This is a genomic window from Mycobacterium sp. ITM-2016-00318, from assembly GCF_002968285.2.
Lineage (GTDB): Bacteria > Actinomycetota > Actinomycetes > Mycobacteriales > Mycobacteriaceae > Mycobacterium.
Genome location: NZ_CP134400.1, coordinates 4,036,940 through 4,050,899, shown reverse-complemented (window position 1 = coordinate 4,050,899; position 13,960 = coordinate 4,036,940). Strand labels below are relative to the sequence as shown.

Genomic DNA, 13,960 nt, shown 5'->3' with positions numbered 1-13,960 from the left:
CGCTAACCCGCGTCGGACGTCGTCGGCACCACCATCGGGACGACGAACTGCTCGATCATCGCCCGTTCGTCGGCTTCGTCGTGACCGGGAAAGATCAGCAGCGACGTCATCACCCGCACCAGCCAGCGCGCCTTGCGTTCGACGACCTCGGGTTCGTCGGGCGCCATCGAGATCAGGAACGCCTCGGTCAGCGCCTTGATGACCTGCGACTGCTCGGCGATCTCGGCGCCGATCGGCCGCTGTGCCGTGGCGAACCACGAGGACAGCGCCGGGCTCTGCCTGACGTTGCGCAATGAGGACACCATGCCCTCGATCAGTCGCTCACGCGGTTCCTCGACACCGGTCAGCTGGTCGGTCATCCGGTGAAACAGCCGATAGCTTTCGCGGTGCACGTACGCGGTGTAAAGCGCTTCGCGGTTTTCGAAGTACCGGTACAGGGTCGCACGGGAACACCCTGCGGCCCTGGCGATTTCGTGCATCCCGACGGTCGCGGCGTCCTGCTGGGCGAACAGCGCGTCCGCAGCGTCGAGGATGCGGTCAGCCGCCACCTCGGTGCGGCGGTCGCCGAGCCAATCGTTGCCCGCCATCAGCCGGTCACCCGGAACGGAACCGAGAGGGGTCTGCGCACATAGCTTCCGCCGGCCCACTCGACTGCGGACAGATCGACCTCGAAGTGCGGGCATCGCGCCAGCAGTTCGGTGAGCGCGATGCGTGACTGCATCCGCGCCGCGGCGGCGCCGAGGCAGAAGTGTGCGCCGTGGCTGAAGGTCATGATGTTGCGCGGACGCCTGCGCACTTCGAGTTCGCCTGCATCGGCACCGTATTCGCGTTCGTCGCGGTTGGCCGACCCGTAGAGCAACAGCACCTTGCGGCCGGCGGGAATCGTCGTGTTGCCCACCCGCACATCCTGGGTCGTGGTGCGGGCGAGGCCCTGGACGGGCGACGTGAGCCGTAGGAGCTCGTCGACCGCGTCGGTGATCAGCTCGGGATGGTTGATCAGCAGCTTGCGCTGATCGGGCCGCTGGTGCAGCAGTTGGACCGCGCCGCCCAGCATGCCCGTGGTGGTGTCGTTGCCGCCCGTGACCATCGTGAAGGTGAACGCCAGAATCGACAGCATTCCGGCCATGTCGCCGTCAGCGCCGATACCCGCAGCGACGAGGTGCGACACCGTGTCGTCCTCGGGCTGGTGGCGGCGCCGCTCGATGAGCCCGGTGAAATACGCCATCATCGATGCGACCGCCTCACCCGCGGACTCGCCCGCGGCGACGATTCCGCCTTCCTGCGTCTGGGCGGCGACGATCGCATCGGTCCAGCCGTCGAATTGGGCGCGGTCCTCTTCGGGCACACCGAGGTAGTGCGCGACGACCATCGAGGGCAGCGGCTTGAACAGTTCGGCGACGATGTCGCCGCCACCCGCCGCGCGCAGTCGTTCGATGCGGTCGATGACGAACTGCCGCACGGCGGGTTCCACGGCCTCGACCTGTCGTGGCGTGAACCCTCGTGCCACGAGCTTGCGGAACTCGGTGTGCGTCGGCGGATCCTGCATGACGAACGGGGGGTTGTCGGCCAGGCCGATCATCTCGAGCTCGCCGTAGTTGACGGTGAGGCCCTTGGCCGACGAGAACGTCGCGTTGTCGCGGGCGGCGTTCCAGACGTCGGCGTGCCGCGACAGCACCCAGTAGTCGTGGTCGGGCCGAGACTCGGGCACGACGTGGTGAACAGGATCCTTGTCGCGCAGCGCCTGGTACATCGGCCATGGGTTGGCCCAGGTGTCGGCCGTGGCGAGCTCGAAACGGGCAGGCGTGCGGTGAGACACTGCGGCGGTCATGTCTTATGGGTACGACACAACCGCATACCGTGTCAACAGGACACAGCCGATCGTCATCAAATGGCGGCGCCGGGGTTCAGGATGTTCTCCGGATCGAGCGCTGCCTTGATGCGACGGTTGAGCTCCATCACCTCGGGCCCTACCTGGTCTTCCAGCCAAGGCCGTTTCAGCCTGCCGACGCCGTGCTCGCCGGTGATCGTGCCGCCGAGCCCGATAGCCAGGTCCATGATCTCGCCGAAGGCGCGCTCGGCCCGCTGTGCCATCGCGTCGTCGGCGGGGTCATACACGATCAGGGGATGGGTGTTGCCGTCGCCGGCGTGGGCGATCACCGAGATCATCACGTCACGTTCGGTGGCGATCCGCGCTACACCGCTCACCAGATCGCCGATCCGGGGCAGCGGCACGCCGACATCCTCGAGCAGCAGCGTGCCCCTGGCTTCTACCGCGGGGATCGCGAACCGCCTGGCGGCGACGAACGCCTCGCCCTCCTCGGGGTCGTCGGTCGAAAAGACGTCCGACGCGCCGTTCTCCTCGAAGACGGCGGCGATTCGCTCAGCGTCCTCGGCCGCCGACCGGCCGCGTTCGTCGGACCCGGCCAGCAGCAGCGCGGCGGCATCGCGATCCAATCCCATCTTCAGCTTGTCCTCGACGGCGTTGATGGCCACGGCGTCCATGAACTCGAGCATCGACGGCCGCATCTGGCAGGCCACCCCGAGTACGGCGTCGGTGGCGGCCGAAACTGTGGCGAAGTTGGCGACGACGGTGGAAGACCGGTTTTGTTTGGGCAGTAGCCGCAGCGTGATCTCGGTGACGATACCGAGGGTGCCCTCGCTGCCGACGAAGAGCTTCGTAAGACTCAACCCCGCAACATCTTTCACCCTCGGGCCGCCGACGCGCACCGCCGTGCCGTCAGCCAGCACCACCTGCAGTCCCATCACGTAGTCGGTGGTGACTCCGTATTTGACGCAGCACAGCCCGCCCGCGTTGGTTGCGATGTTGCCGCCGATGCTACAGATCTCGAACGACGACGGGTCCGGCGGATACCACAGATCGTGTTGCGCAACAGCCCTTTTGACCTCGGCATTGAACAAGCCCGGCTGACAGACCGCGGTGCGGGTGACAGGGTCGACGGTGATGTCGCGCATCTTCTCCGTCGACAGCACGATGCCGTCGTCGAGCGCGGTGGCACCGCCGGACAGCCCGCTGCCCGCCCCTCGCGGCACCACGGCAATGCGATGAGCATTGGCCCATCGCATGACGATCTGCACGTGTTCGGTGGTCAGTGGCCGCAAAACCGCCAGCGGTTTACCCGCCGACGGGTCGAGCGCACGGTCCTGCCGATAACCCTCGGTGATGGCCGGGTCGGTGACGACCATGCCCTCGGGCAGATCGGCGACCAGGCTCTCGAGAACGCTCACGATTCGATGTTACGAGTCGTCGCTGCGGACGCGAGGAGCACGAACATCACTGAGCCACCATCCAGGACAACACCGGCGAGGCCTGCAGCGCGGACAGGATGCACATCAGCAACAGGAACAGCAGGCTCCACCCCACGACCCGGCGGAATATGTCCCCCTCCTTGCCGTCCATGCCGACGGCGTCCGCCACGGTCGCGAGATTCTGCGGCGAGATCATCTTGCCGAGCACGCCGCCCGAGCTGTTCGACGCCGCCATCAGCACATCGGACAGGCCGGCCTGGTTGGCCGCGGTCACCTGCAACGCGCCGAACAGCGAGTTGGCCGATTTGTCCGAGCCGGTCACCGCGACACCGAGCCAGCCGAGGATCGGCGACAACAGCGCAAAGGCTTCGCCCGCGGCGGCCATCCAGGTGCCGAGTGTGCGCGAGCACCGCTGCCTTCATCGGCTTGAACCCCAGCGCCATCAACATCACCGATGTCACCGCCACCGGCGTGCCGAAGCCGGCGAGCGCCTCGAGCAGCGCGCCGAACGAGAACGCGATGAGCACGGCCTCGATGCGCTGATCGTCGCTTACCCGGCTGAAGGACCGCCGCAGCACATCGAAGTGCCCTGTCTCGACCGTCTGCTGATAGACCCAGATCGCGTTGATGACGATCCACAGAATGGGGAAGAACCCGAAGGCGGCGCCCTCAGTACCGGCGAGAATCGTCTGGCCGATCGGCATCCCGTACACCAGGACGGCGATTGCGATGGCGACCGCGAGGGAGATCAGCGACGCCACCCACGCGGTGACTCTGAGGACACCGAGGAGAACGAACAACAGCAGCAGGGGTATCGCCGCGACAAGCGAACTCAAGGCGAGGGATTGGGCAACCGGATCGAGCACTTGCTGGTACACGAGCGAACCCGATGGTCGAATTGTGGTTTTGCGTCACAGGTGTACCCAAGATCAACGGCCCTTAAATGACCGGTTCTACGGGGTATGCGTTGGCTCGCTGTCCAGTTCGCGGAGCGCAGGCAGAAAAACGGAGGCGACGCCGAGCAGCAGCATCGGCAGGGACAATGCCAGGAACGTCGCGTGCAAGCCGGCAGCGTCGGCCAGGGGACCCGCCAGCACCAGACCGAGCGGTCCCGCGGCGTAGGCGAGCGAGCCCATCACGCCGACGACGCGCCCGCGAAGGTGCTGGGGCGCACGGGTCTGCATGGCGTAGTTGTAGATGGGCGCGATGGGGCCGTAGACGAACCCGACGATGGCGCACAGCACCAGGATCAGCGGCAGCGGGGGCAGGAACGCGATGATCGTCATCGCGACGCCGAGCGTCAGCACCGCGGTGAGCATGATCGTGCGTCGGCGCGAATACTTCGACAGCACCGCATAACCGAGCGCGCCGACGAGCCCGCCGACACTCAGTGCCATCAAGACCCAGCCCAACTGAGCCGGCTCGTTGCGATCGGTGAAGTACTTGGGGAAGAGAACCGACTCCATGGGCACATAGAGGCCGGTCGCGGCGAGGTCGACGATCGCAAGGGTGCGCAGCACCTTGTTGTGCCACACGAATGACAGGCCCTCGACGACGCCTGCCCAGACCCCCTCCGGCAGTGCAGCGCGGTCCGGAGTGCCCGCCCCCTCCAGTCGCAGCGTCGCGATGGCCAGAATGGACAACACGAACGCGCAGGCCGTCACCCACATGGTGTTCACGCCGCCGAGTGTGGCGATCAGCAGGCCGCCGACACCTGGCCCGACGATGTAGGACAGGTTGAACACCGCCTCGTACACGCTGTTGGCGCGATCCAGCGTCCAACCGGCGCGTTGCGACGCCTCGGGCAACATCGTCTCGCGCGCGGTCATACCTGCGGGGTCGAACAGGGCGCCGAGCGCGGCGAGCCCGGCTAGCACGGCGACGTTGACGGAATGCACGCCGAACGTCAGCGCGAGCACCGGAACCGCGGCCACCGACAGCGCCGACAGCGCATCGGAGATCATCGAAACCCGTTTGCGTCCGAGGTAATCCACCGCCGCACCGGCGATCAACGTCGCCACGAGAAGGGGAATGGTGCCCGCCATCGCGACGATCGACGCGTCGAGGGCGGATCCGGTGCGCTGCAGCACCAGCCACGGGAATGCGACGATCGAGATGCCGTTGCCCGCGCCGGCCATCAGCGCGGCGAACAGGATGACGAAGAGCGGTCCGCGCTTGCTGTTGGTCATGGGTTATCTCCAGCGGAATCTAACAGCGGCCGGGCCCGGACGGCGATGGATTTGCGTGCGCAGGCACAGTGGAACGGTGAAGCTCGCCCATCCTCGCACCGGCAAGAAGTTCGACTCACCGGTGCCCGCGGGCTCGGGTTGGCCGGGCGATCCTGCGACGCGGGCCACGGCAGTGGCGCAGACGGCGGCGGAGGTGACGTCCATGGCCGAGGCGGCGCAGTCGGTCGAACAGATCGACGCCGAGGTGTCGGTATGCCGGGCCTGTCCGCGGCTGGTCGAGTGGCGGGAACGGGTAGCGGTCGAGAAGCGGAAGTCCTTCGCGAGCGAGCCGTACTGGGGTAGGCCCTCGACGGGCTTCGGGTCGGCACGGCCGCGGGTCATGGTGATCGGGCTGGCGCCTGCCGCGCACGGCGCCAACCGGACCGGCCGGGTGTTCACCGGCGACCGGTCAGGTGACTTCCTTTTCGCCGCTCTGCACCGCGCTGGACTGGCCAACCAGGAGCTGTGTGTGGACGCCGCAGATGGCTTGGCGCTCAACGGCCTTCGCATCATCCCGGCCGTGCGGTGCGCACCCCCGGCGAACGCGCCGACACCGGCGGAACGTGCGACGTGCGCGCCGTGGCTTGACGCCGAATGGCGGCTCGCAGGCGCAGATGTGCGGGTGATCATCGCGCTCGGCGGTTTCGCGTGGCGCGCGGTGCTGGACATGGTGCGCGTCGCAGGGGGTTCGCATGCCCGCCCGGTGCCCAAGTTCGGGCACGGGGCGACGGCCACGCTGCAGACGCCGCACGGCGAGGTGACGTTGATGGGCGTCTACCACCCGAGCCAGCAGAACACGTTCACCGGCAAGCTCACCCCGCCGATGCTCGACGACGTCTTCGGCCGGGCCGCTGAACTGGCCGGCCTCCAGTGATTTCGGCGCGCTGGCGTGCGCTCAGCGTCGGTTACCGCGCCGAAATCGCGGGAACGAGCGGTTGATGGCTGGCGTTGACCCTCGTATGCGACTCTCCGTACTCGACCTCGTCCCGGTCCGCACCGATCAGTCGACGTCCGATGCGCTTGCGGCGTCCACGCAGCTCGCGCAGACCGCCGACCGGCTGGGTTACACCCGCTACTGGCTCGCCGAACACCACAACATGCCGTCGGTGGCGGCCACCAGCCCGTCGGTGCTGATCGCCCACCTTGCCGCGAACACCAGCCAGATCCGGGTCGGCTCCGGCGGCGTCATGCTGCCCAACCACGCGCCCCTGGCGGTGGCCGAACAGTTCGCGCTACTCGAGGCAGCCCACCCCGGCCGCATCGATCTCGGCATCGGGCGGGCGCCCGGCTCAGACCCCCTGACGTCGTATCTGTTGCGAAACGCGGCCGGACGCGACGACAAGGACATCGACAAGTTTCCCGAATACCTCGACCACGTCGTCGCGATGATGAGCGCCGACGGGGTCCGCGTCTCGATCCCGCAGCAGGACTACATCCTCAAGGCGACGCCGTCGGCGACGAGCGAGCCGCGGATGTGGTTGCTCGGCTCGTCGATTTACTCCGCGCATCTGGCCGCCGCCAAGGGGTTGCCGTATGTGTTCGCCCACCACTTCTCCGGGCAGGGCACCGCCGAGGCGCTGGCCGCCTACCGTTCGGAGTTCCGGCCAAGCGAGGTCGCCGCTGAACCCGTGACGTTCCTGACAGTCAACGCGGTGGTCGCCGAAACACGCGACGAGGCAATGGCATTGCTGCTGCCGAACCTGCAGATGATGGCGCGGCTGCGCACGGGACAACCGCTCGGCCCGGTCGACCTGGTGGAGGATGCCGAGCGTAAGCCGCTGACTCCGCAGGAGAAGGCTGTCGTCGACTCGGGGTTGCGTCGAGCCGTCGTCGGCGATCCGACCGAGGCCGCCGACCAGGTCCGCGCGCTGGCCCGGGAATTCGACGTCGACGAGGTGATGGTGCACCCGGTGGCCTCCGCGCGGCATGATACCGATCCGTCGACCTCGCCCGCGCGCATCAAGACGCTGGAGCTGCTCGCGAAAGAGCTGTTCTGATCAGGCTTTCGGGGTCAGCCTGACGATCGGGATCGGGCGGCTGGTCTTCTTCTGGTACTCCGGGTACGCCTTGTTGTACTTGGTGACGATCTTCCACAGCCGCTCGCGGTCGGGATCGCCGGGCAGTACCGGCTGGGCGGTCACGGCGAAGCGCCTTGGCCCGACGTTGATTTCAACGTTCGGGTCAGCCTTCAGATTGTGGTACCAACCCGGCGACCGCGGCGAACCGCCGTTGGACGCGACGATCAGATAGTCGCCGCTATCGCGGGCGTAGGTCAGCGAATTGGTGCGTTGCATACCGGTTTTCGCGCCGACTGTGTGCAGTAGCAGGCTGGGCAGTATCAGTAGCCGGTGGCCGATCCACCCGTTGCTGTGTCGATAGACCTTGTCGTGCAACTGGAAAAGCTGAACGGACGCCTTCTGGAGAAGGTTCATGGCCCCTCCTGCGGTGCAGCGTCGAGCGCGGCCAGCGCGTCGCGCAGTATCCTGCCGGTCTCCTCGCGATCGGGGTCGCGACGCAGCAACATGCCCTTCGCGAACGACAGCTTGTCGCCGGACTGACGGGGCAGCACGTGCAGGTGTATGTGCAATACGGTCTGGAATGCCGCCTTGCCGTCGTTGATGACGACGTTGTTGCCGTCGGCGTGCAGTCCGGATCGTCGTGCCGCCTTGGCGATTCGCTGCCCGATACGAACCAGATCGGCACAGGTTTCGGGAGGGGTGTCGGTCAGGTCGACGGTGTGGCGCTTCGGGATGACGAGCGTGTGACCGCGAGTGAAGGGCCGGATGTCGAGGATCGCCAGGTAGCCGTCGTCCTCATATATGCGGATCGCCGGGGCTTGGCCCGCGACTATGGCGCAGAACACACATTGCTCCATATCGTCCTCCTTTCGTCCGGTCATAAGCCGCCAGGCTAGCTTGTCGGCAATGTCTTTGACTGTATAGATCCTTCTCTCAGCCCGGTCTCAGTGAACGGCTGCACAGTGAAGCTAACCATTTCGTTCCCCACTGTTAGGGAAGACCCACTTCATGAAAAAGCAATCGCGATACTCGCTGCGACGAAAACGCACCGGTTCGACACCCGGCGTGCCTGCCGATCAACACAATTCAGCATTCACTCCGCATAGCGGCTATGAACAGCCCCACGACTGGCGTTACTCCACACAACAGCCGCAGCCGCCGTATGACGCGTACGCCGCTGCACAGCAGACTGATTCGACGCCGGCTACCCCAATTCGATTGCAGCGTAAGCCCTCTCGGGCTCGGATCGCGGTCGTCGGCGCCGCGGCGGTCGCCGTGGTGTCCGGCGGCGTCGGTGCGGCGGTGCTCGCCAACCAGCCCGACCCTTCGGCGGCCAACAGCGCCGCCACCGCAGCCACTGCGGCCGCGCCGGCTCCGCAGCCGCCTCTCGCCGCTCCGCGGGACAGCTCCGTCGAGCAGGTCGCCGCGAAGGTTTTGCCCAGTGTGGTGGAGCTGCAGATCAGCATGGGTCAGGGCAAGGAGGAGGGGTCTGGCGTCGTGCTGAGCTCTGACGGACTGATCCTGACGAACAACCACGTGGTCGCGCGGTGGGCGGCCCTACGACCGACCAGGCATCGGCGAACCCGTTCGGCGGGCAGGACGATCCGAACTTCCCGGGTCTGCCGGGCCTCGGTATGCCCGGTGGTCAGCCGTCACCCTTCGGTCGGGGCTCAACGGGCCAGGACGCGCAGGCCACGGTGTCGTTGTCGGACGGTCGGACAGTGCCGTTCACCGTCGTCGGCACCGACCCGGCCGACGATCTCGCGGTCGTCAAGGCGCAGGGAGTCAGCGGGCTCACCCCGATAGCGATCGGATCGTCGAAGGACCTGAAGGTCGGCCAGAAGGTGGTGGCGATCGGCTCGCCGCTCGGGCTCGACGGCACGGTGACGACGGGCATCATCAGCGCGCTGGATCGTCCCGTCGGCACCGGCGACGAGAGCACCGGCCAGCACTCGGTGATGAACGCCATCCAGACAGACGCGGCGATCAACCCGGGTAACTCCGGCGGCGCGCTTGTGAACATGAACGGTGAACTCGTGGGCGTGAACTCGGCGATCGCCTCGATGGGCGGCGGACCGGGCGCTCAAGGCGCGCAGAGCGGCTCGATCGGGCTCGGCTTCGCGATCCCGTCGGATCAGGCCAAGCGCATCGCCGACCAACTGGTCTCCCACGGCAGCGTCTCGCACGCATCGTTGGGTGTCCGGCTGTCGCAGGAGGCGGGCGCTCCTGGGGCTGCGGTCGCCGATGTGGTCGCAGGCGGCCCTGCTGCGGCCGCGGGTCTGCCGAGTGGCGTTGTGATCACCAAGGTCGACGACCGGCCGATCGAGGACGCCGACGCGCTGGTGGCCGCGGTGCATTCCAAGGCACCCGGCGACGATGTGACGCTGACCTACACCGACGCCTCCCACGCCTCGCAGACCGTGCAGGTCACGCTGGGCCTGGCGCAGACCTAGGCGCGCCGGCGGCAGTGGGTCAGGAGTTCTGTTCGGCCCACTCCGCCAAGCGGCGGTCGCGCTCGTCTCCTGAGACGTCCTCGACGCGCGTCATCACCGTCCAGCGCTGACCGAACGGGTCGAGGATCGACGCGAACCGGTCGCCGGTCACGAAGGTCTGAGCCGGTTCCCGGATCGTCGCCCCGGCCTTCTCGGCGCGCGCGACGACGGCATCGGTGTCCGCGCAGTACAGCGCCACTGAATGCGTCGCGAATGCCTTCGGGTCGGGCGCGGCGATCTGATAGTCCGGGTTCGGGTCCGACAGCTGCAGGCGCCCGTTGCCGAAGTCGAGTTCGGCATGGGCGACCGTGCCGCCGGGCCCGTCCATCCGGTCGACGAGCTCAGCGCCGAAAACCGAGGTGTAGAAGTCGATCGCGGCAGCAGCACCGTCGATGCACAGAAACGGGGTCAGGCTGGTGTAGCCCTCCGGAATCGGTTGCACACTCACACCGCCAGCTTCGCGAGTCTGCACCGCGGGAGGATTGGAAATTCGCGCCAGCCGCAGCGCGACGTCCTTCAGCTGTAGAGCTCCTCGAACCGCTCGATCGACCGTTCGATGTCGCCTTTGACCAAGCGGGCTGCCGTGGCGCCGATGGGCCCGAACAGCGGAGCACCGCCGAGGTCGATCTTGACGGTGAAGTCGCAGCCTGACGCTGTCGGCTCGACCGTCATCTTGAGCCCGTACTTGGTGCCGCCCACCCCCTTGCCGGTGACCGCCAACAGCGACGGCGCCTCGAGCGCCTTCACCGTCCAGGTGACCCGATTGCGCATGCCCTTGACGCCGGCGACGCCGACGAGTGTCGTTCCGACTTCGAGCTCGTCGGGTAGGTCGGACCGCCAGCCTTCGTGCATGGCGAGCCAATCGCCGAGCGTCGAAAAGTTCGACGCGTGCGCCCACGCGTCTTCCGGTGTCATCGAGAGGCTGCGGGAAAGCTCCAGTTTGGCCATCTGCGAATCGTATTGGGTAGCGATTGCTGCCAACCGCCGACCAATTGCTGCCAGCGGAATTAACCCTCTGACCTCCGTGTTTAGAAGATCAGAGGGCACAAGAAGAGCCCACAGACAAACGAAGAAGGCACCAAGATGAAGAAGTTCGGATTCGCATCCATCGCCGCAACCGGTCTAGCCGCCGCGATCCTCGGCTTCGCCGCCCCGGCCCAGGCCGACATCATCCACCACCGCTGGGTTCATGAAATCCAGCAGCAGGTGAACGTGCCGCAGGTGGACATGACCGCGAGCTAACCGCAGCACGACCAAGGGAGGGCACCTCGATCGAGTGCCCTCCTTTTCGTCGTCACTAGGGCCCCGGCGCCCCCGGCGCCCCCGGGGTACCTGGCGCCCCCGGTGCGTTCAAATCGCCAGGAGGGGCGTTCACCGTGTCCGGCGAGGTGGCCGCGGCATCCGGTGCGCCGGGGCACCGCATGTTGGCCGTGGCTTTCCAGGTGACCCCGTCGGGGCGCTCGCCGGTCACCGCGCCCGTCGCCTGGTCGATGACGCCCGTGTAGTGCAGCACGGTGCCGTTGTCGAAGCCGACGCCGAAGGCAACGGTCATGCCGTCGCTGCCGCCCTCACCGGTCCCGCGCCACAGCGCGCCCTGGTTGGGCGGCACGGCGACCGCGTTTCCGCCGACGGTACGGCCGGCCGTTGCGACCGTGACGTTCCAACCGTCGCTCTGCAGCAGTTTCAGCGACGGCCCGAACTCCCAGCCGGCAGGGCAATCGACGGCTCCGTTGGCGACCGCGGGGGACAGGACAAATCCGAGGGCGACCACGGGGATCGCCAAGAATGCGCGTGACATAGCGATAGAGATTAGGTCAGGGTGGCCGCTAGGGCCATGGTTTCCTGAATGCGTGGCCGCCCACCAGGACGAATCGCAGGCCGCCCCGGTGCGCGGTGTCGTCGGCCGCTCCGCATCTACGTCGATGTTCGACCTCGACTTCGCCGATCTCGCGGTCCGACTCGGCTGGTACGACCAGGCGCACTTCATCAACGACTTCCGCGCCATGCCGGGCGTCACGCCCGGTGAATACGCCGACGCGCACGGCGGCTAGGCGGATACGCTCCGCGCGTGGAGTCCACCGAACTCGCCTTCGCGGGCGCCGCGGAACAGGCGCGGCTCCTTGCCGCGGGCGCCATCACCGCACCGGCGCTGCTTGACCTGTATCTCGACCGCATCGCCCGGCTCGATCCGACACTCGGGTCCTACCGCGTCGTGCTCGGCCGTGCGGCACGCGCCGAGGCCGCCGCCGCGCAGGCGCGCCTCGACGGCGGCGAGCGGTTGCCGCTACTCGGGGTACCGATCGCGATCAAGGACGACGTCGACGTCGCCGGGGAGGTGACGACCTACGGCACCGATGCGTACGGAGCTGCCAAGGCCGACGATGCGGAGGTGGTGCGCAGGCTGCGTGCGGCGGGCGCCGTCATCCTGGGCAAGACGAGGGTGCCCGAGATGATGCTGTGGTCGTTCACCGAGACCCTTCAGTTCGGCGCGACGCGAAACCCGTGGGACACCAACCGAACTCCTGGCGGCAGCAGCGGCGGCAGTGGCGCTGCGGTTGCCGCGGGTCTGGCCGCGATGGCGCTGGGCTCCGACGGGATGGGATCCATTCGGATTCCGTCGACGTGGTGCGGGCTGTTCGGGATCAAACCCCAGCGCGACCGGGTCCCATTGGCGCCGCACGACGGCGCGTGGAACGGCTTGTCGGTCAACGGCCCGATGGCGCGGACCGTCGAGGATGCGGCACTGTTTTTGGACGCGACGTCGACAACGCCCGCCGCCACGGGCGGTTTCGTCGACGCGGCAGCTCGCGAACCGGGGCGATTGCGGATTGCGCTGAGCACCAAGGTGCCGCCGCCACTGACGGCGCGGGTCGGTCGGGCGCAGCGCGCGGCCGTCGACGAGGCCGGGGTGCTCCTGCGCGAACTCGGCCACGAGGTGGTGGTCCGCGATCCCGACTATCCGGCACGCGCGGTCTACGGTCAGTTGCTGCCTCGGTACTTCCGAGGTGTCTACGACGATGTGCAGACGCTTCCCCGCAAGGACCGTCTGGAGAAGCGCACCCGCACCTTCGCCCGGCTCGGCGGGTTGATCTCCGACCGGCGGATGGCCGCGATTCGGGGAGCGGAAAGCAAACTGTCGCAACGTGTTCTGTCGATCTTTGACGACGTCGACGTCGTGATCACGCCGGGCACCGCCGGCGGGCCATCGCGGATCGGGGCCTACCAGCGACGCGGCGCCGTGGCGACGCTAGCCCTCGTCGCCCAGCGTGTGCCGTTCCAGGCGATGTTCAACGGCACCGGCCAGCCGGCGGCAGTCGTGCCGTGGGACGTCGACGCGGACGGACTGCCGACATCGATCCAGATGGTGGGCAGGCCTTTCGACGAAGCCACGCTGTTGTCACTGGCCGCGCAGATCGAGAAGGCGCGGCCGTGGGCGCATCGCAGGCCGCCGATCTCCTAACGAAGCGCCGACCGCCACGCCGCCAACTTGTCCTCGTAGCGCATCGTCTGGGCCGGGCTCGTGGACGGCAGTCTGCGGTAGCGCAGTGGGCGGTCGACACGGGCCAGACGGATGTAGTTCTTCTCGGCTGCGGCGCCGTTGAAGAACACCCGGTCGATTGCGGGGTGCGTGTCGAAGAACGATTCGAAGTCGTTGGCCACCATGCTGTCCGGTTCGATCGCCGAGTCGAGGCTGCCCTCGCGTCGGCACAGTCGCAGCACGTCCCAGACGGCGACGCCGCAGCCGCGCAGGGCAGCGGTGCGATGCCGGTAGTCGCAGTCAGGGGCGAAACCGAAGATGTCGCCGGTGATTCGCCAGAAACCGTTGCGCGGATTGCCGTAGTACTGCTGTGCCGCCAGCGACAGTACGCTCGGCATGTTGCCGAGGATGAGGATCTGCGCGTCGTCGTCGGCGATCGGTGGCAAACCCTCCAGCAGCGGTCCCGTCACGACTACA

At 67.4% G+C, this 13,960-nt stretch carries 14 protein-coding genes and 3 pseudogenes; 6 read left to right on the top strand and 11 right to left on the bottom strand.

Annotation, left to right across the window (positions count from 1 at the left end):
* Positions 1-2: 2 nt before the first annotated feature.
* The 5 genes and pseudogenes from C6A82_RS19805 to C6A82_RS19785 all read right to left on the bottom strand — a co-directional run bounded on the left by C6A82_RS19805 (position 3) and on the right by C6A82_RS19785 (position 5,456).
* On the bottom strand, positions 3-587 hold the full coding sequence (locus tag C6A82_RS19805; protein ID WP_105348606.1) for a TetR/AcrR family transcriptional regulator: 585 nt from the start codon (positions 585-587) through the stop codon (positions 3-5).
* The gene (locus tag C6A82_RS19800) at positions 587-1,828 is read right to left on the bottom strand and encodes a cytochrome P450 (RefSeq protein ID WP_105348608.1); all 1,242 of its coding nucleotides are present in this window, start codon (positions 1,826-1,828) and stop codon (positions 587-589) included. The genes C6A82_RS19805 and C6A82_RS19800 overlap by 1 nt, the downstream gene beginning before the upstream one ends.
* A 56-nt stretch (positions 1,829-1,884) precedes the next feature.
* Positions 1,885-3,204, bottom strand: coding sequence for an FAD-binding oxidoreductase (locus C6A82_RS19795; RefSeq protein ID WP_105348650.1), 1,320 nt, complete (start codon positions 3,202-3,204; stop codon positions 1,885-1,887).
* A gap of 88 nt (positions 3,205-3,292) precedes the next feature.
* Positions 3,293-4,145 (bottom strand): annotated as a pseudogene (locus C6A82_RS19790) (L-lactate permease).
* A 75-nt stretch (positions 4,146-4,220) separates the two neighbouring features.
* A complete protein-coding gene (locus C6A82_RS19785; RefSeq protein ID WP_105348610.1) occupies positions 4,221-5,456 on the bottom strand; it encodes an MFS transporter in 1,236 nt (411 codons plus the stop codon).
* Between the two features lie 76 nt (positions 5,457-5,532).
* Here C6A82_RS19785 and C6A82_RS19780 point away from each other — a divergent pair, with 76 nt between their 5' ends.
* Positions 5,533-6,369 (top strand): uracil-DNA glycosylase, encoded by an 837-nt coding sequence (locus C6A82_RS19780; RefSeq protein ID WP_105348612.1) that lies wholly within the window; start codon positions 5,533-5,535, stop codon positions 6,367-6,369.
* 85 nt (positions 6,370-6,454) lie between these two features.
* Positions 6,455-7,492 carry an LLM class flavin-dependent oxidoreductase gene (locus C6A82_RS19775; protein ID WP_105348613.1) on the top strand — a complete coding sequence of 346 codons (1,038 nt, stop codon included), beginning with the start codon at positions 6,455-6,457 and terminating at the stop codon, positions 7,490-7,492.
* Here C6A82_RS19775 and C6A82_RS19770 read toward each other — a convergent pair whose 3' ends face one another.
* Together C6A82_RS19770 and C6A82_RS19765 are read right to left on the bottom strand one after the other, a co-directional pair.
* Entirely contained in the window at positions 7,493-7,927 is a 435-nt protein-coding gene (locus C6A82_RS19770; protein WP_105348615.1) for a nitroreductase family deazaflavin-dependent oxidoreductase, read from the bottom strand.
* Entirely contained in the window at positions 7,924-8,370 is a 447-nt protein-coding gene (locus C6A82_RS19765) for an HIT family protein (protein WP_105348652.1), read from the bottom strand. Before C6A82_RS19765 ends, C6A82_RS19770 begins: the two co-directional genes overlap by 4 nt.
* Before the next feature lie 151 nt (positions 8,371-8,521).
* On the opposite strand from C6A82_RS19765, the pseudogene C6A82_RS19760 reads away from it, so the two are divergent.
* Positions 8,522-9,966 (top strand): annotated as a pseudogene (locus C6A82_RS19760) (S1C family serine protease).
* A 19-nt stretch (positions 9,967-9,985) separates the two neighbouring features.
* Here C6A82_RS19760 and C6A82_RS19755 read toward each other — a convergent pair.
* Complete coding sequence (locus tag C6A82_RS19755) at positions 9,986-10,453, bottom strand: glyoxalase/bleomycin resistance/extradiol dioxygenase family protein (RefSeq protein ID WP_105348656.1); 468 nt, start codon at positions 10,451-10,453, stop codon at positions 9,986-9,988.
* A gap of 68 nt (positions 10,454-10,521) precedes the next feature.
* Positions 10,522-10,953: an SRPBCC family protein gene (locus tag C6A82_RS19750; RefSeq protein WP_105348617.1), complete on the bottom strand. Its 432-nt coding sequence runs from the start codon at positions 10,951-10,953 to the stop codon at positions 10,522-10,524.
* 135 nt (positions 10,954-11,088) lie between these two features.
* On the opposite strand from C6A82_RS19750, the gene C6A82_RS19745 reads away from it, so the two are divergent.
* On the top strand, positions 11,089-11,247 hold the full coding sequence (locus tag C6A82_RS19745; protein WP_199193951.1) for a hypothetical protein: 159 nt from the start codon (positions 11,089-11,091) through the stop codon (positions 11,245-11,247).
* A gap of 55 nt (positions 11,248-11,302) precedes the next feature.
* Here the strand turns inward: C6A82_RS19745 and C6A82_RS19740 are convergent, their stop codons facing one another.
* Positions 11,303-11,803 carry a hypothetical protein gene (locus C6A82_RS19740; protein WP_105348619.1) on the bottom strand — a complete coding sequence of 167 codons (501 nt, stop codon included), beginning with the start codon at positions 11,801-11,803 and terminating at the stop codon, positions 11,303-11,305.
* Between the two features lie 133 nt (positions 11,804-11,936).
* On the opposite strand from C6A82_RS19740, the pseudogene C6A82_RS19735 reads away from it, so the two are divergent.
* Positions 11,937-12,056 (top strand): annotated as a pseudogene (locus C6A82_RS19735) (AraC family transcriptional regulator); the annotation flags it as partial.
* A 17-nt stretch (positions 12,057-12,073) separates the two neighbouring features.
* The gene (locus tag C6A82_RS19730; protein ID WP_105348621.1) at positions 12,074-13,465 is read left to right on the top strand and encodes an amidase; all 1,392 of its coding nucleotides are present in this window, start codon (positions 12,074-12,076) and stop codon (positions 13,463-13,465) included.
* Here the strand turns inward: C6A82_RS19730 and C6A82_RS19725 are convergent.
* Positions 13,462-13,953 (bottom strand): DNA-deoxyinosine glycosylase, encoded by a 492-nt coding sequence (locus tag C6A82_RS19725; protein ID WP_233217147.1) that lies wholly within the window; start codon positions 13,951-13,953, stop codon positions 13,462-13,464. The genes C6A82_RS19730 and C6A82_RS19725 overlap by 4 nt on opposite strands.
* Between the last annotated feature and the right edge of the window lie 7 nt (positions 13,954-13,960).

Coding starts and splice junctions, on each gene's coding strand:
- C6A82_RS19745 (WP_199193951.1), top strand. CDS start 11,089: ATGAAGAAGTTCGGATTCGCATCCATCGCCGCAACCGGTCTAGCCGCC.
- C6A82_RS19800 (WP_105348608.1), bottom strand. CDS start 1,828: ATGACCGCCGCAGTGTCTCACCGCACGCCTGCCCGTTTCGAGCTCGCC.
- C6A82_RS19785 (WP_105348610.1), bottom strand. CDS start 5,456: ATGACCAACAGCAAGCGCGGACCGCTCTTCGTCATCCTGTTCGCCGCG.
- C6A82_RS19770 (WP_105348615.1), bottom strand. CDS start 7,927: ATGAACCTTCTCCAGAAGGCGTCCGTTCAGCTTTTCCAGTTGCACGAC.
- C6A82_RS19740 (WP_105348619.1), bottom strand. CDS start 11,803: ATGTCACGCGCATTCTTGGCGATCCCCGTGGTCGCCCTCGGATTTGTC.
- C6A82_RS19765 (WP_105348652.1), bottom strand. CDS start 8,370: ATGGAGCAATGTGTGTTCTGCGCCATAGTCGCGGGCCAAGCCCCGGCG.
- C6A82_RS19805 (WP_105348606.1), bottom strand. CDS start 587: ATGGCGGGCAACGATTGGCTCGGCGACCGCCGCACCGAGGTGGCGGCT.
- C6A82_RS19795 (WP_105348650.1), bottom strand. CDS start 3,204: ATGGTCGTCACCGACCCGGCCATCACCGAGGGTTATCGGCAGGACCGT.
- C6A82_RS19775 (WP_105348613.1), top strand. CDS start 6,455: ATGCGACTCTCCGTACTCGACCTCGTCCCGGTCCGCACCGATCAGTCG.
- C6A82_RS19750 (WP_105348617.1), bottom strand. CDS start 10,953: ATGGCCAAACTGGAGCTTTCCCGCAGCCTCTCGATGACACCGGAAGAC.